At 72.5% G+C, this 15,845-nt stretch carries 13 protein-coding genes; 5 read left to right on the forward strand and 8 right to left on the reverse strand.

Features of this window, described 5'->3' with window-relative positions:
- The first annotated feature begins 110 nt into the window (after positions 1-110).
- Positions 111-335 carry a DinB family protein gene (locus CHC11_RS39530; protein WP_089317039.1) on the forward strand — a complete coding sequence of 75 codons (225 nt, stop codon included), beginning with the start codon at positions 111-113 and terminating at the stop codon, positions 333-335.
- Here the strand turns inward: CHC11_RS39530 and CHC11_RS39535 are convergent.
- On the reverse strand, positions 332-2,989 hold the full coding sequence (locus CHC11_RS39535; protein WP_179279238.1) for an ATP-binding protein: 2,658 nt from the start codon (positions 2,987-2,989) through the stop codon (positions 332-334). The two genes, CHC11_RS39530 and CHC11_RS39535, sit on opposite strands and share 4 nt — an antisense overlap.
- Positions 2,990-3,096: 107 nt before the next feature.
- Here CHC11_RS39535 and CHC11_RS39540 point away from each other — a divergent pair, with 107 nt between their 5' ends.
- Both CHC11_RS39540 and CHC11_RS39550 read left to right on the forward strand, forming a co-directional pair.
- Positions 3,097-3,642, forward strand: a complete 546-nt coding sequence (locus tag CHC11_RS39540; protein ID WP_089317041.1) for a cysteine dioxygenase family protein — start codon at positions 3,097-3,099, stop codon at positions 3,640-3,642.
- Between the two features lie 289 nt (positions 3,643-3,931).
- Complete coding sequence (locus CHC11_RS39550) at positions 3,932-4,432, forward strand: pyridoxamine 5'-phosphate oxidase family protein (RefSeq protein WP_089317042.1); 501 nt, start codon at positions 3,932-3,934, stop codon at positions 4,430-4,432.
- A gap of 173 nt (positions 4,433-4,605) precedes the next feature.
- On the opposite strand, the gene CHC11_RS39555 is transcribed toward CHC11_RS39550, so the two are convergent.
- From CHC11_RS39555 to CHC11_RS39570, 5 genes are all read right to left on the reverse strand, one after another.
- Positions 4,606-6,249: a caspase, EACC1-associated type gene (locus CHC11_RS39555; RefSeq protein ID WP_089317043.1), complete on the reverse strand. Its 1,644-nt coding sequence runs from the start codon at positions 6,247-6,249 to the stop codon at positions 4,606-4,608.
- The gene (locus tag CHC11_RS44035) at positions 6,189-6,581 is read right to left on the reverse strand and encodes an effector-associated constant component EACC1 (protein ID WP_425427386.1); all 393 of its coding nucleotides are present in this window, start codon (positions 6,579-6,581) and stop codon (positions 6,189-6,191) included. The genes CHC11_RS39555 and CHC11_RS44035 overlap by 61 nt, the downstream gene beginning before the upstream one ends.
- A 254-nt stretch (positions 6,582-6,835) precedes the next feature.
- Positions 6,836-8,326, reverse strand: coding sequence for an alpha/beta hydrolase (locus CHC11_RS39560; protein ID WP_089317044.1), 1,491 nt, complete (start codon positions 8,324-8,326; stop codon positions 6,836-6,838).
- A gap of 278 nt (positions 8,327-8,604) precedes the next feature.
- Complete coding sequence (locus CHC11_RS39565; protein WP_245920305.1) at positions 8,605-8,787, reverse strand: DUF397 domain-containing protein; 183 nt, start codon at positions 8,785-8,787, stop codon at positions 8,605-8,607.
- A 285-nt stretch (positions 8,788-9,072) separates the two neighbouring features.
- Entirely contained in the window at positions 9,073-9,957 is an 885-nt protein-coding gene (locus CHC11_RS39570) for a helix-turn-helix domain-containing protein (protein WP_245920306.1), read from the reverse strand.
- Positions 9,958-10,820: 863 nt separating this feature from the next.
- On the opposite strand from CHC11_RS39570, the gene CHC11_RS39575 reads away from it, so the two are divergent.
- On the forward strand, positions 10,821-12,296 hold the full coding sequence (locus CHC11_RS39575; protein ID WP_089317047.1) for a Crp/Fnr family transcriptional regulator: 1,476 nt from the start codon (positions 10,821-10,823) through the stop codon (positions 12,294-12,296).
- A 106-nt stretch (positions 12,297-12,402) separates the two neighbouring features.
- On the opposite strand, the gene CHC11_RS39580 is transcribed toward CHC11_RS39575, so the two are convergent.
- Positions 12,403-13,731: a sensor histidine kinase gene (locus CHC11_RS39580; RefSeq protein ID WP_089317048.1), complete on the reverse strand. Its 1,329-nt coding sequence runs from the start codon at positions 13,729-13,731 to the stop codon at positions 12,403-12,405.
- A 191-nt stretch (positions 13,732-13,922) separates the two neighbouring features.
- Between CHC11_RS39580 and CHC11_RS39585 the strand changes: the two genes are divergently transcribed.
- Positions 13,923-14,804 carry a LysR family transcriptional regulator gene (locus CHC11_RS39585; protein WP_089317049.1) on the forward strand — a complete coding sequence of 294 codons (882 nt, stop codon included), beginning with the start codon at positions 13,923-13,925 and terminating at the stop codon, positions 14,802-14,804.
- On the opposite strand, the gene CHC11_RS39590 is transcribed toward CHC11_RS39585, so the two are convergent.
- Positions 14,805-15,755 carry a glycerophosphodiester phosphodiesterase gene (locus CHC11_RS39590; RefSeq protein WP_089317050.1) on the reverse strand — a complete coding sequence of 317 codons (951 nt, stop codon included), beginning with the start codon at positions 15,753-15,755 and terminating at the stop codon, positions 14,805-14,807.
- Positions 15,756-15,845: the final 90 nt, after the last annotated feature.

The following is a 15,845-nucleotide window of genomic DNA, read 5'->3' on the forward strand; positions in this document are numbered from 1 at the left end:
TTCCGCGCCGCCATGACCGCACACGCACGCCGCACCGAACAACTCGCCAACGCCGGCACCGACCTCACCACCGAACAACTCGCCACCCTCCTCCCGGAGGACGTCACCCTGTGATCTCGCTCGCCGAGATCACCGCCGCGACGCGCGCCCTGCAGGCCACCGCCGACAGGCTGGACGACGACCGCGACCGCGCGCCCTCCCTGCCCCCCGGGGTGGACGCGCGCGGCCACGTCCTGACCCATCTCGCCCGCGGCGCCGGCGGCGGCACCCGCCTGCTGACCTGGGCGGATCAGACCGTCGACCGGGACCAGCCGGGCCGCCACGCCGGAGGCTAGAGCTGGGCCAGCAGCGCTTCCGTACAAGCCCGTTCGGCCTGCGCGTCCAGGCGGTCCCACGCTTCTAGGGAAAAGGTCAGTTCGGAGCGGTCTGCGTGGAGGCGTCCGCGTGCGCGGGCGAGGCACGCCGCCGTCCAGGCGTTCTCCTCGGCGAGCGGTGCGGCGGCAGCCAGCAGGTCCGCGGCGTCGGGCAGGCGCGCCGCCACGGCCAGTTCCGCGCCCGCCGCCCGGGCGTACGCCAGGTACGGATCCAGCGGCGCGCTGACGGCGAAGGCCTGGCGGACGAGGGGGCCGGCGGCGTCGTACCGGCCGTCGTGGAGGGCGAGGCGGGCGTCGACGAAGGCCGCGACCGCCGCCGTGCCGAGCGTGCCGCCGGCCACCTCCGCGGAACGGGACCTCCACAGCGCGACCGACTCCGGCTCGTCGAGCAGCGCGCACGCCAGCACCGTTGCGCACACCGCCGGCAGCATCCAGAGCGGGGCCGGTCGCCCGGCCCGCTCCCACTGGTCCCACATCCGTTCGGCGTATCCGGCCGCGTCGCGGAAGCGGCCGGTCAGCACGAGCGGCTGGACCAGGCGGCTGGCCGTGATGTGGGTGTCGCTCAGCAGGTCGTCCTCGATGCCCGCACGCGCCGCGGCCATCGCGCCCGGCAGGTCGCCGGCCATGATCGCGTAGACGCAGGCGCGGCCGTGGATGTTGCAGATCTCCGGCGCGCAGTACGGGTCGTCGCGGTCCATGGACGGCAGCAGCCCCAGGCGGTCGCGGGTGATGCGGTTGGCCTCGCGCAGCCGTCCGGCGTGCAGCGCCGCGGTCGCCGCCGCGCACAGCCCGGAGCTGACCAGTACGGGATCCCCGGTCACCCGGGTGGCGGCGAGGGCGGCCGAGGTGAGTCCGATGTCCGGCGCGCCCCTGTCCGGGCCCGCCAGCCACGCGCGAGCCACGGCCAGGCAGGCCGCCACCTCCGGGTCGTCGCCGGGCCCGGTCGCGACCGCGTCGTCGAGGAGGGCGCGCAGGCGCTCGTGCGGTATGCCGGTCTCGAACGCCTCGGGGTACCGGCACGCCGTCTCGACCGCGCGGGCCAGGTCGATCGCCCGGCCGCGGTCGTCGCCGGCCCGCCGCGCCTGTTCGGCCGCCTCCAGCAGCAGCTCGTACACGTGCTGGTTGGACGTGGTGCCGACGTGCGCGCACCCGGCTCCGGCGCGCAGGTCGCGCGCCGCCGATGCCGCGTCCGGCGCGACCGCGGCGGCGGTCCGGTGGTGCGCGAACGACTCCAGCAGGTGCCGGCGGGCGTAGGTCAGGTGCGCCAGCGCGCTCGCCAGCCGATGCGTCACCTCGCCCGGACTGCCGGACCCGGCCAGCGCCGCCCGCAGGTCCGCGGCCATGGCGTCGAAGTCCTCCCGCCACGCGGGATCACCGAGCCCGCCCTCCGCGGCGGACGCCGCGTCGGCCGCCCAGCGAAGGTGGTGCGCCCTGGTCTTGTCCTCTTCGCCCGCGGCCGACATCTGTGCCAGTGCGAACGCCCGTACGGTCTCCAGCAGGCGCCACCGGCTGACCCGCCCGCGCACGTGCACCACCAGGCTCTTGTCCACCAGCCGGCCGAGCAGGTCGGCGACGCCCGCCCGGTCCCCGCCGACGGCGGCCGCGGCGTCCAGGTCGAAGGCCCCGACGAACACCCCGAACCGGCGGAACAGCGCCTGCTCCTCCTCGTCGAGGAGGTCGTAGCTCCAGGACAGCACGGCCCGCAGGGACCGGTGCCGCTCGTCGCCCCCCCGCCCGCCCGACAGCAGCCGCAGCGCGTCCTCCAGGGCGGCGAGCAGGCCCGTGGCGCCCAGCGACGCGCCCCGCGCCGCGGCCAGCTCGATCGCCAAGGGCATGCCGTCCAGCCGCGCGCACAGGTCGGCGAGCACCGCGGGCTCCGCCACGAACTCCGGGTCGGCGGCCAGCGCCCGGTCGTGGAACAGCCGCTCGGCGTCCGAGCCCAGCGGCAGCGGGGCGACCGGCACGCTGCGTTCACCCGGAAGGCCGAGCCGTTCCCGGCTGGTCACCAGTACGCGGGTGCCCGGGCAGGCGGCCAGGATTCGCTCGGCGAACGCGGACGCCTCGTCGATCACGTGCTCGCAGTTGTCCAGGACGAGCAGCGACCGCCCGGTGCCCAGGCGCGCCGCGACCGCCTCGTCCAGCGGCTGATGCGAGCCCTCGGTGACCCCGAGCGCGGTCGCGACCGCGCGGGCCACGAACCCGTCGCGCACCGGCACCAGGTCCACGAACCCGCCCCCGGACGGGAACGAGGCGGCGGCGTCCTCGGCGGCCACCGCGGCCAGCCGGGTCTTGCCCACGCCGCCCGGACCCAGCAGCGTCACCAGCCGGGCTTCCTCAAGCGCGGCCAGTACGGCGGCGCGCTCGGCGTCGCGGCCGACGAACGTCGTGCCGGACACCGGCAGGCCGGCGACACGGCCCGGCTCCCGCTCCCCGGCGCGGGCCAGCTCCGCCAGCGCCCACCGGTCGGCCATGCCGTACTTGCGCAGCAGCGACGACACGTGGCTCTCCACCGTGCGCACGGATATGTGCAGCCGATGCGCTATCTGCGCGTTGGACAGCCGCGCGCCGAGCGCGGCCAGCACCTCGGCCTCCCGCTCGGATATCCGCTCGGCCACCCGTGTCCCCTTTCCGTGGCGGCATCCGTGGTGCTCTGCGGCCGGCACGGATGACCGCAGGCCCCCTCGGGGCGGACGCTGGAAGCACACCCCGACAGGGAGACACCATGAACACCCTAACCATGCGCCCCGCCGCGGAACTGGACGAACTGATCAACGCGGTGCGCGCGGCGGTCGCCCGCGACGACGGCCCGCGCGACACCGCGTCCCATGTGGCCGACGCGTTGCGCGAGCACCTGCCGCCACCCGGCCTGCTCACCGCGGACCAGCTCGCCGGCGAGCACGGCACCTCCAGCGGCCACCGCCTGCACGTGGAACCGGACGGCTCGTTCTCGATGACGGCCATCGTCTGGCGGCCCGGCGCGCTGACCCGCATCCACGACCACGTGACCTGGTGCGTGTTCGGCGTCCTGGCCGGGGTGGAGTACGAGGACCTGTACGCGCTCTCCGAGGACGGCACCACCCTGACCGAGATCGGCGGCAACGCGAACCGGACCGGCGAGGTCAGCGGCTTCGCCCCGCCCGGCGACATCCACCGCGTCCGCAACATCGGCGACGACACCGCCGTCTCCCTGCACATCTACGGCACCGACCTGAACCGAATCGGCTCCAGCGTCCGCCGCTTCTACGATCTCCCGACAGCGGCCTCGTAACCCTGACTGGCTGAGCGGTGGCGTGCGAGCACGTCTGCGGGCGCCGAGAACGCGGCGGTGGCTCCGTCGCCCGCCTGCGCACCGGCGGTGCCGAGCTCGTCGGCGAGGTGGTGCGTTACGACGACTACCGGCTCGCCTACGTCCGCGGGCCCGAGGGCATCGTCGTCGCACTCGCCGAGAGGCTCGGCCGACGGCCCGTCGCGGCCGACCCGCGACCGACCCGCGACCGACCTGCGACCGACCAGAACGATCCGCTGGATGGACCGAGAACGACAACGGAGGAACAACCGTGCGACCGAACGAGATCACCGAGGTTCTGAACCGGCCGATCAGCCAGGAGCTGCTGGCCCGCGACGTGACCCGGCTGGCCTACGTCGCCAAGGACGGCACGCCCCGCAACATCCCGATCATCTTCGCCTGGAACGGCTCGGAGATCGTCGTGTGCACGCCGAAGAACGCTCCGAAGCTCCAGGCCCTGCGCGAGAACCCGATGGTCGCCCTGACGATGGACACCGAGTCGCACCCGCCGATGATCCTGCTCATCCGGGGCCGGGCCGAGCTGGACTTCGTCGACGACATCCCGGACGAGTACCTCCAGACGACCAGCACCTACGAGATGACGCCCGAGCAACGGGTCGAGTGGGAGGCGGAGGTGCGTTCGCTCTACCACGAGGGCATGGTCCGGATCGTCGTGACCCCGACCTGGGCGAAGCTGATCGATTTCGAGACGACCATGCCGAGCGCGGTCGAGGAACTGGTCCGGCGACGGGATGAGCGCCGGCGGGCCTGAGCGTCGCCGGCGTCGGGCAAGTCGGCCCCACCGCGGTACGTGGAGGCCGCGAACTCCGCCAGGAGGTGTCTCGGTGGGTTGTCGAGAACCCGCCCGCGCTCCGTCCCCGGCAGCGAACACAGCCACCATGGCGCCACGAGACCGCCGAACGGTGGCGGGCACGAGCCGCCGCCCTAGGCATCCCCGACACCCCGCCGGCCCGGGAGGCGGAAGGTTTCCGTGGCGGTCCGAGAACCCGACCGCCCCCCGTAGGCGACACGCTCCGCCAGAGCACCGATGAACTTGATCCGGGCCGCCCCGCGCCGGGCGAGCTGGACGAGGCAGTAGCCGCGCAGCACGCAGGGGAGCACAAGGAAGATCACCATGAAGGCGGTGAGGAAGGGGTCGTCGTCGGGAGCCGGCTCGGAGCCGTACCGGAGCCCGAGGTAGACCGCGAACGGGATCATCATCGTGAGGAAGTAGACGACCGTCAGCGCGTCGATGAGCGCGCAGTGCAGCGCGTGGTACCTGACGTTGCGGCTCCGGCCGAACATGAGCGTCAGGCTGCTGAAGAACGGCATGAAGTAGGCCAGCACCGAACGGCTGCGAAGAGGCTCCGGCTCGTGCGGACCGGGCGGGGAGATCGCGGGGGGCCGGAACGGCGGGAACGGCGGTGCCGGCGCGGGCGGTGCCGTCGCGGGCGGCACGGGCGGCGCCGGCGGCGTCCAACCTCGGCCGGGTTCGGGACTGGACGGCGGTGGCACGGCCGGCGCCCGAGGCCGCTCGCGGAAGGGGCGCACTCGCTCGATCTCCGCGACGGCTTCGGCCGCGCTGCCGGCCACCATCCGGCTGTCGTCGCCGCGCAGCGCCTCCAGCCGCCGGTAGGCGAGCAGCCCGACCCCGTCCCCGGCCAGCGCCAGCTCCTTGAGCGTGCCGACGGCGGCGGCGCGCACCCCCGCCAGCGGATGGCCGGCCGCCGAACGCACCTCCTCGGGCAACGCGGGGGGCCGGACCGTCCCGGGACTGAAGGCGACGATCAACTCTCCGCTGACGTCGGAGAACTTGGTCGGCGTCTGGTTCGGATTCAGGGCGGTGACCTGCGAGTACGTGTAGTCGTACAGTTCGTCGACGGAGATGCGCCCGTCCCGGTTCCGGTCGGCCTCGCCGGTGGTGAGTCCCCGGACCAGCGCTTCGGTGAAGATCGACGGCCGCCCGCCCTCCTCCTCCCCGGTGCTGTAGCGGGATATCTCCTTGGTGGTGCGCTGCCGGTCGAGTTCGAACGCGTACTCCAGCGCCGAGGACGACGAGAGGATCGCCCGGCCGGAGCCGCTCAGCCGTTCGTTGATTCCGACGTTTCCCGCGCCGCGCACCACCATTCCCTCGACGAACGCACCGCTGTAGCAGCAGTCCAGAAGCAGGATGATGTTGCGCGACATGCTGTGGGACATCTGCTCGCTCACGAAGGTCGACGCGATCCCCGTCGAGCCGAGCCGCTTGACCCGGGTGTTGGCCGTCGCGAAGTACAGGCGTCCGGCATCGTCCTTGACCCCGTGGCAGGAGACGTAGAGCAGCAGGACGTCATCGGGCCGCTTGTCGCAGAAGAAGTCCTCGATCGCGGCGTTGACCTCGTGAGCCTGCCGGTTGAACACGTTCTCCACCGCGAACCCGCCGATGCGCGGGTCCGCGAGGGCGGCGGCCAGCGCCCGCACGTCGTGGGCGGGTGACCGCAGCGAGCTGAGCCCCGGATCCTCGTACCGGTCCGAGGCCACCAGAAGCGCTAGTCTCCTCGGCCGTCCCGGTTCTGTGCCCATGCTCCCCCATCGCACGCCAGCAGCCATTCGAGCAGTTCCCGCCGTTCTCCCGGAGTCGCCGCGGACAGTTCCACGGATCTGTCACCGCAACTGATCTTCAGTCCGCCTCTCCGGGGACCGAGCCATTCGAAGACCCCGCTCACGAATGCCGTGACGGCCGACCTTCCGGCGAGCCCCACGACGAGAGCGGAAAGGGCCGCCGCCGCTGCCGACTTCGCCCCCGCGGGCACCGCGACCGGTCTCCGATCGGTCTTCAGTCCGAGTTTCCGCAGGTCCCTCAGGAGGTGACGGCTGAGCTGGTCCAGCCGCACCGGATCGGCATCGTGGTCGAGAATCTCGACCAGGAGAGTCCGCGTCATCGATCGCCCCGTCCGAATCCCGTCACGTTCCGCCGTCCATCAATTGACGCGCGGACGGGTGGACAGGGGGGCGGTCGCAGGGTATCGATCTGGAGTACACCGGCGAGTAGCCGCCACAAATCCCCCCATATTCCAATCACTGAGCCGCACGATCGCAGCGCCATACGTGGAAAGCACGGAGAATGGGACGTGCAAGAGCAGCGAGGGGCCGGATGCGGTGGCCATCGGTCCCCTCGCTGCTCTCGGACGGGTCGTCAGGTCGCCGGGCAGGTGGTGCCGGGCGGGGGGAGGGTGAGCGCGGTCAGGTAGGCGTCGATCGTGTTCTGCATGCAGGGGCCGCGGTTGTAGCTGCCGTGGCCGGCGCCTTCGTAGGTGAGCAGGCGTCCTGCGGGGCCGAGTTGCCGCGCGACGTTCCGTGCCCAGGCGTAGGGCGTGGCGGGGTCGTGGACGGCGTTGGACAGCAGGATCGGCGCGCTGCCGCGGACGCGCAGGCGGTGCTGCGGGTTGCGGACGGGCTGCGGCCGGCCGAGGCAGGCCGAGATCGCCATGACGGGACGCGCGAACGTCATGTCGGGGGCGACCTTCTCCGTGTGCCGCATGAGCCTCGCGTACTCGCCGTAGTCGCGAACGGGAAGACTCCAGTCGGAGCAGAACTGCGCGGTGAAGGGGTCGGTGGCGGTCTCTCCCGCCGTCGGGGCGGCTGCCGGACGCGCGCGGGCCTTCAGGGGCGGGGTCGCGTCCAGCGCGGCCAGTTTCGCCGCCAGCTCCGCCCAGTCGGGGCCGTAGAAGCTCTTGTAGGCCATCAGCACGAGGCCGAGCTCCGGTAGCGCGGTGCCGGGCGATGAGGGGTCGGGCAGGTCCCCGCGGCCGGCGCGGGCACGCAGGTTCCGCCAGACCGCCCGGACGTCCTTGCCGTGCAGGGCGCACTCCCGGGTGCGCCCGCACCAGGCGACGAACTGGTCGAACGAGTCCTGGGCCGCGGCCAGTTCGGACGTCAGGAAGCGCCGGGCGTCGGGGAGGCTGTGGTCGTCCACGCTCTCCAGCACCATCGCCCGGACGCGTCGCGGGAACGTCTCCGCGTACATCTCGCCCAGCAGCGTGCCGTGGGAACTGCCGTGGAAGGTCAGCTTCGACTCCCCCAGGGCGGCGCGGATGGCGTCGACGTCCCGGACGGTGCTGAGCGTGTCGGCGTGGTCGTAGAGGGGGCCGGTGCGGGCGCGGCAGTCGGCCCGCAGGCGCGCGTTGTGGTCGAGGGTCGCCCGGAACTGCGCCGCACTCTTGATCATCGGCGAGGGGGCGGCCCGGAGCAGGTCGGCCGAGCACGTCACCGGATGGCTGGCGCCGATGCCGCGCGGGTCGAAGCTGACGATGTCGAAGCGCCGGCGCAACTCGTCGCTGAACCGGTCGATCCCGTTCTCGATCCTGGTGACGCGCTGGACGCCGGAGTCGCCGGGACCCCCGGGTCCGAACACGAGGGTGCCGATGCGGGCGCCCGGGTCGAGGGCCTTGCGGCGCGCGACGGCGAGGCCGAACGCGGGGCCGTCCGGCCTGGACCAGTCGACCGGCAGCCGCAGGGTCGCGCACTCGGCCTTGCCGTCGTCGCCGCACGCGCGCCAGCCGACGGCGGACGGGGAGCGCGGCGCGGGCGGTGTGCGCGAGGCGGCGGCGGGGTGCGCGACGCCGGCCAGCGCCACCGTCCCTGCCGCGGCCGCGCCCAGGACGGCGAGCCTGTTCCTTCGCAGCATGAAGGTCCTTCCGGTGCGGGGATGCCAGAAGCCCACGTCCTCGGAGGCGGGCGACGGTCCCCGGCTCGGCCGTGGCCGGGGACCGCTGACGATCAAGCTAGGCGCGGTACGCGCACCGGAACAGGGTGATCAGGGGCGATTCAGGGTGGTTTCAGGGTCCACTCAGGGTTCGGCCCGACCCGACCGAAGTTATCCGATCCTTGTCAGAAATCGCCCGTAAATACCAACGAAAGTCGCACTAATCGACAATTCAGGAGGCAGAAAATGAGTCCCGTGACTCAACGCCACTCAAGCTCTCCCTTCCTGATGGCGGTCACGAGGGCTTTCCACTCGGCGGGGTCGAGCGTGAGGAAGCCGGCGGAGGTGTCGCGCGAGTCGCGGACCAGCACGGCGGGGCCGGCCGCCGCCACCTCCACGCATTCCTGACCGCCGCCGCTGGCGCTGCTCTTCCGCCAGCTCACCGCCGCTCCCCGATTCGACCGGTACACCATCCAGCAACCCTCCATCCATTGCCGGCGGGTGCCGTCTCGCCAACCGATCGGACAAGAACACCCGCCTGGCGAGCACCAGCAGGGCACGACAAACCACGACCTTGTGGAAAATTTCCCGATCACGAGTGTAAACGGTTCTAGTTATCCCGCATACAAGGGAACACAAGATCACCCTGCGTGTTATGACGGCCACTCGCCTTGTCGGTGTCCGATGCGGCTGTCACCTCCGTCGCATGGTCGGTTGCGGTCGGGGAGTCAGGCCATGAGGTCCTCGGCGGCCTGCCGCAGCAGCGCGATCGACTCGTCCGCCGCCAGCGCCTGCTCCAGCAGGAGCTCGAAGGTGTCGCGGTACTCGGTGATCCGTTCGTCCTCGCCAGTGATCATCACGCTGGCGCCCGGCCGCGCCTCCAGCCAGAGGACGTCGTCGAGGTCGCCGTCGAACTCCAGGAGGCTGAACGGCCCGTCCAGCCCGAGGTGCGCCCCCGCCTTGAACGGGATGATCCTGACGGTCAGCAGGTCGTCCCGCTCGCACGCGTCCGCGATGTGGTTGAGCTGGGCGGGCATGATCGCCGGGTCGCTCTTGATGCCGACGTGCCGGCGGATGACGGCCTCGTCGATGATGTAGTGCTGGCGCGGCGGGTTCTGCCGCTTGGCGAACTCCAGCTGGCGCTGGATGCGCAACTTCGCCGCCAGCACCCGCGCCTGCTCAGAGATCTTGCCGGTGGACAGGACCTCGGCGTACTCGGCGGTCTGGATCAGCCCCGGGATGACCGTTCCATGGAACTGCCGGATGAACGCCGCGCCGGCGGAATACCCGACATAAGAGAGAAAGCTCGGGTCCAGGTCTCCACGGTAGGCGTTCCACCAGGCGGGCTCCCGCGCGCCGCGGGCGAGCGCCTGCAACCGCTCCTGGCGCCCCTCCGAGGTGACGTCGTACACCGCGAGCAACGCCTGCAGATCGGTGCGGGTGATGGCGTTCTTGCCGCCTTCCACCCGGATGAGCTTGGACGGAGACCACTCAAGCTGCCGTGCCACCTGTTCCTGCGTCAGCTTCTTCTCTTTGCGCAGGCGGACGAGCTCGGTGCGCAGCAGCGCGCTCTGGACTATGGGGCCCTGGTCACTGACCATTGGTTCGCTCACTCTGAGTAGTGCATGCCACCCCACTGGATGCTACATGGCAGACGGGGACCTGGCATCCCACTCCCCGACACGACGCTACATGTCCCGGACATCTGATCTTCGCTCCGGACACCAGACCCCGCCATATCGCCCAAAACTCGCGCCGTTAGCTTCCAGAGTGCTGCATACCGTCGGACTCTGTTGTAATGTGCTACATAGCAGATTAGCAGACGACGTCATGCAACGAGACGCGTTGCCACATCCGAGCGCGGATGAGGTTGAACACAAAGTGAAGTCCCGGCCGGGGACGGCGCACCACGGCCGAGGCGAACCGCAGGCGGAGACGGGCCGGCCGCAGGCGGGATCGAGGAGGGCCGCACGCGCCACACGGGGAGGCCGAAAGGGGAGAGCGGATTCCGGCGACGCCAGAAGGCGGCACCGGACGAGGAAGCACCAGAAGAAGGCAGTGCCAGCGAAGGCAACAGAGTCGCCCGCCGCCTCCCGCCGATCAACGGTTTGGCAGCCACGACGATCGGCAGGAGAGCGGAGAGCGACTCCCGGGGCCGCACGAGACAGCCGGGCCGATCCGCCCGCATCCTCTGCGAGGACGCAGAAAGATCCGGGCTGACCTGCCAAAATGTCTCTGCGGACTCATCTAGTCTAACCGCGACCACGCGGTGCGGACCATAGGTGATGTGACTCCGGTCACCCGCGGGTAACACCGGACCTACCCGGTGCCCCGGCGGACTTCGGAGTCGCCATTCGAGGCATGGGGTCCCTGACATGTCCATACAGCACGTACCGTCCCCCACCTCCGCCGTCCACCCCACGAGTCCGGCGGGCTCGCCGCCCCCCGCCCGGCGGGGCGTCGGGCGGGTGAACCGATGAACGAGCACGCCCGCCACCACGACCCGGACAAGATCGTCCCGACCGGGATCCTCCCGACCGAGATCGTCCCGACCGAGATCGTCCCGCGGCAGCGGTCCGTCCGGCGGACCGAGACCGCCCGGCGGCCCGGGTTCTGGTACGGGCTCACCACCCTCGAACGCGCCGCGTTCCTCGCGCAGGCGCGGGAGGCCGTCCACCCGGTCGGCGCCGTGCTGTGGACCGAGGGCCAGGACGCCGACCACACCTTCGTGATCAAATCCGGCTCGGTGCGGATCTCCGTGGAACGGGACGGCCACGAGCGCTTCGTCGCCTTCCGCGGGCCCGGCGACATCATCGGCGAGCGCGCCGCCCTGCAGCTGGGCCGCCGCTCGGCGACCGTCGTCGCCATGGACGCCCTCCACGTCCTGAGCCTGACCACGCGGGAGTTCGTCGCCTACCTGAGCGACCATCCGCACGTGGTCGGCGTCCTCGAACGCGAGATGTACGACCGGATGACCGAGCAGGGCGCCGGCCGGCCGCCGCAGCGCACCCACCCCGGCGGCGCGGCGCACCCGTACGGACCCGCGGCGCAGTACGGGTCGCCGCAGCCGTACGCCATGGCGCAGCTGCCGGTGGTCCCGAACTATCCGTACGCGATGGCCGGGCCGTTCGTGGTGGCCGCCCCGTACCCCGCGTCCGACCCGCGGGCCGGCGGCGCGACCCGCATCGTGGAGCCCGCCGCCGCGGTCAACGGCGCGGGCGCCGCGTCCGGGACGGCCCCGACCGTCCCGTACCGCACCGTGCCCGCCCGCCCCCTCCGGCCGGCCCTGGAGGCGGTCGTCGAGACGGCCTGCGAACGGCCGACGCAGCCCATGGTCCTCCCGGACGGCGACGCCCCGTCCTGGGCCGGCCAGAACTGCACCATCGTGTACACCGACGTCGCCGGGTTCAGCTCGCCCGACCGCAACGACGCCGACCGGATCGGCGTGCGCCGCGCCATGTACCGGGCCCTCCGCGAGGCGTTCGAGGAGTCGGGCGTCCCCTGGGACGCCTGCCATGTCGAGGACCGCGGCGACGGCGCGCTCATCGTCATCCCGCCGCAGGTGCCGACGGCCACCGTGATCGACCCCATGCTGGTCTCGCTGGGCCTGCGGCTGCGCCGCCACAACCACCGCGCGACCGGGGCCGTCCGCGTGCAGCTCAGGGTCGCGGTGAACGTCGGACCCGTGATGCCCGACCCGCCCGGCGTGTCCGGCTCGTCCATCATCACGACGGCCCGGCTCCTCGACGCCGGCCCGCTCAAGGACCGGCTCGCCGCGACGGGCGCCGACCTCGGCGTCATCGCGTCCCGGTTCGTCTACGACTCGGTGATCGTCCCCAGTCCCGGCCACGTGACCGCCGCCGAGTACGAGCGGATCACCTGCCGGGTGAAGGAGTCCCACCTCGAAGGCTGGATCCACCTGCGCGGCCTGGCCGCCCATCCGGCGGTCTGACCGGCCGCCCGCCGGCCCGTCCCCCGCGCGGGCCGCCCCGGACCGCCACGACCCCGCGCGCGCCGTCGCCGCGGGATTCTGCGCTTGCACGCCCGCCGCCGCGGGGCTACCCGGCCGGCCCGCCCTCGTTGTTGCGCGGTATCCGCAGGACGAACCGGGCGCCGCGCTCGCTGTCCTCGATGGTGAGGCTGCCGCCGTGCAGCCGCGCGATCTCCCGGGCGATCGGCAGGCCGAGGCCGGTGCCCCCGGGGTCGCGGGCCTTGCTGTCCCGCAGTCGGGCGAAGCGCTGGAACACGAGGTCCCGGTCCTGCTCTGCGACGCCCGCGCCGTCGTCGACGACCTCCAGCACGGCGGTGCCGTCCTCCCGCGACACCGTGATGTCGACGCGCGACTCGGCGTGCCGCTCGGCGTTGTCCAGCAGGTTCGTCAGCAGGCGGACGAGCCTGAGCCGGTCCCCCCGCACCGTCACGCCGTCCTGGAGATGCGGAACGATCCGCTTGGTCCGGTCCGACCTCGCCACCTCGATGGTGACCAGCGCGCCGAGGTCGATCGTCTCGACGTCCTGCCAGGCGGCGGCGTCCAGCCGGGCGAGCTGCAGCAGGTCCGTCACGATCGCCTGGAGCCGTTCCAGGCTCTGCAGGACGGCCCGCGCGGTCCGCGGCCAGTCGACGTCGTCGGGGAACAGCAGCGCCTCCTCGATCTGGGCGCGCGCGGCCGCGATGGGGCTGCGCAGGTCGTGGGACGCGTCGGAGGTGAAGCTGCGCTGCCGTTCGAGGGCGCTGTCCAGCCGGTCCAGGGTCGCGTTCGCGGCCTCCGCGAGCCGCCTGATCTCGTCCCGGTTCTCCGGCACCGTCACCCGGCGGCCCGACCGGTGCGCGGTGATCTCCGACAGTTCGGCCCGGATCGCGTCCACCGGGGCGAGGGTCTGGTCCACCGTCGTCCAGGCGCGCAGGCAGGCCAGCAGGACCACCAGCAGCGAGATGCTGGCCAGGAACATGATCAGGCCCGGGCTGACGTACCAGGGGACGATCGGGACGGCGGCGTAGATCAGCCAGTCGCCGCCCGGCTTGAAGACGCGGAAGCCGATCACCCACAGGCACCGGTGGTGCCGCACCGGCGAGCACACCTTCCGGGTGGCGTACACGCGCGTCTCCGACGGGACGAAGCGGGCGAGCGGGCGGCGGGCCTGCGCCGCCCGGCCGGGAGTTCCCGCGATCACCGTCCGCTTCTCGTCCACGACCTGCAGCATGACGCCCGGCACCCCGTCGAGCCGACCGGGCACCGACCCGCGCCGCAGCGCGTACGACAGCCGGAGCGCGGACGCGGTCGCCTCGCCCCGGGAGGAGTCGGTCTCCGATGCCCTCGCCTCCACGAGGATCAGCGTCGTCACGATGGCGCAGATGACGGCGGTGACCGTCCCGGCAATAACGGTCATCCGCACCCGTATGGACCATGTGCGCCGTCCGTTCACCCGACCTCCCGCAGGTGAGGTAATCACCGCACACGCCCGGATCAGTCCTCTGAACAGCAGCGATGCGGCCAAGACAGGCAAAAGAAATGGTTACCGGACCGATCGGTCATGCAGAAGCCCGAGCGCTGGAAGGCTCGCGGCTAGCATGTCTCGTTATGGAGCTGCGCCAGCTTGAGTACTTCGTGGCGGTTACGGAAGAGGCCGGCTTCACCAGGGCCGCGGCCCGGTTGCACGTCGCCCAGCCCGGCGTGAGCGCCCAGATCCGGCAGCTGGAGCGGGAACTGGGCCAGCCGCTGCTCGACCGCTCGGGCCGGACCGTCAGGCTGACCGAGGTCGGCGCCGCCGTCCTGCCCTACGCGCGGGCCGCGCTCGCGGCGGTCGAGGGCGCCCGGCTGGCGGTGGACGAGCTGACGGGCCTGCTCCGCGGGCACGTCACGATCGGCACGATCGACTGGATCCGCTCCCTGGACCTTCCCGGCATGCTGGCCGGCTTCCACCGCGACCACCCGGACGTCGAGATCACCGTCGTCCAGGAGGACTCCGCCACGCTGACCGAAGGACTCCGCACCGGGCGGATCGACCTGGCGTTCCTCAGCCTCGGCACCGGCCCGCCCGAGGGCGTCGCGACGCGGGTCGTCATCGAGCAGGACCTCGTCGCCGCCGTCGCCCGCGCCCACCCGCTGGCGCGCAGGTCCACGATCACCCTGCGGGCCCTCGCCCGGCAGGACCTGATCTGCCTGCCGAAGGGCACCGGGCTGCGCGCCGTCCTGGACGGGGCCTTCGCGGACGCCGGCCTGCGCCCGCGCGTCGCGTTCGAGGCGGGCGAGCCGCCCGTGCTCGCGGAGATCGCCGCGCACGGCCTCGGCGTCGCCGTGCTGCCCGAGTCCGCCGCCCGGGCCCGCCCGGACGACCTGCGCGCGCTCCCGGTCGTCCGGCCGCGGCTGACCGGGCGGATCGCCCTGGCCTGGCGCACCGGGGGGCCGCGCAGCCCGGCGGCGCGGGCGCTGATCGCCCGCGCGCGCCGGTGGCCCGCCTGATCAGGCCGCCCGCTCGGCGGAGTCGCCCAGGACGCCGTGCAGGACGTCCGGCCGGTCGGTGATGACCCCGTCCACGTCGAGGTCGATCGCCCGCTCCATGTCGCCGGGGTCGTCGATCGTCCAGGTGAGCACGTCCATCCCGGCGTCGTGCAGTTCCTCGACGTAGGACTCGGTCAGGCCACTGAAGGTGGGATTGACCTGATCCGCGTACTTCGCGAGCTTCGGCAGGTCCGCGACCCTCGGGGTACCGAGCAGGCCGGTCGGCACCCGCGGCAGGACGGCGTGGAACCGGCGCACCGACTCCCAGTCGAACGACTGGACGACGAGGCGCCGCTCCCGCGGGTCGTACCGGAGCCAGGACGGGGACCTCTCCAGCTCCGCCGCGACGCGCCGCTCGATGCCCGGGTAGAGCTCGGGGCTCTTGATCTCCAGCAGCAGCCCGAGGCCGCGGCCGCGCATCCCGGCGAGCACCTGGCCGAGCGTCGGGACGCGCTCGCCCGCGTACCTCTTCGCGAACCAGCCCCCGGCGTCCAGCCTCCCGACCTCGGCGAGGGTGAAGTCGGCGACCCTCCAGGGCCTGCGGCCGGGGAAGACCTCCTCCGCGTTCGTCGTCCGGACGAGGGTGGTGTCGTGCATGATCACGAGCTGGTGGTCCTTCGTCTCCTGGACGTCCAGCTCGAACATGTCCGCCTTCTTGGCCCGGGCGAGCCGGAACGCCGCCAGCGTGTTCTCCGGCGCGTACGCGGACGCGCCGCGGTGCGCGACGTTCAGGACCCCGGCGTCCGGATCCGGGGCCCGGGCGGGCGCGGTGCGCGGGCGCGGTTCCGGGGCGCCCGGCAGCAGGGAAAGGATCGGGTCGGGGCCTGGACGGGCGTCGGCGGGCGCCGCCGGGGCGGCGACGGCCGCGGTGGCCAGGACGGCGATGAGCGCGAGACGATTCCGCCGGTGCATCAGTCACCTCTCGGGAGCCGGGCTGTCCGCCCCAACCCTCGGCCCGTTCGGTGACACCGGAGTTACGGATCGGTAGCAGACTGTGTACCG

The sequence above is a fragment of the Actinomadura mexicana genome (assembly GCF_900188105.1).
GTDB lineage: Bacteria > Actinomycetota > Actinomycetes > Streptosporangiales > Streptosporangiaceae > Spirillospora > Spirillospora mexicana.

What these genes read in the sequence shown, in the direction of transcription:
- CHC11_RS39540 (WP_089317041.1), top strand. Translation starts at nt 3,097, where the DNA reads ATGAACACCCTAACCATGCGCCCCGCCGCGGAACTGGACGAACTGATC.
- CHC11_RS39555 (WP_089317043.1), bottom strand. Translation starts at nt 6,249, where the DNA reads ATGGCTGCTGGCGTGCGATGGGGGAGCATGGGCACAGAACCGGGACGG.
- CHC11_RS44035 (WP_425427386.1), bottom strand. Translation starts at nt 6,581, where the DNA reads ATGACGCGGACTCTCCTGGTCGAGATTCTCGACCACGATGCCGATCCG.
- CHC11_RS39560 (WP_089317044.1), bottom strand. Translation starts at nt 8,326, where the DNA reads ATGCTGCGAAGGAACAGGCTCGCCGTCCTGGGCGCGGCCGCGGCAGGG.
- CHC11_RS39575 (WP_089317047.1), top strand. Translation starts at nt 10,821, where the DNA reads ATGAACGAGCACGCCCGCCACCACGACCCGGACAAGATCGTCCCGACC.
- CHC11_RS39580 (WP_089317048.1), bottom strand. Translation starts at nt 13,731, where the DNA reads ATGACCGTTATTGCCGGGACGGTCACCGCCGTCATCTGCGCCATCGTG.
- CHC11_RS39585 (WP_089317049.1), top strand. Translation starts at nt 13,923, where the DNA reads ATGGAGCTGCGCCAGCTTGAGTACTTCGTGGCGGTTACGGAAGAGGCC.
- CHC11_RS39590 (WP_089317050.1), bottom strand. Translation starts at nt 15,755, where the DNA reads ATGCACCGGCGGAATCGTCTCGCGCTCATCGCCGTCCTGGCCACCGCG.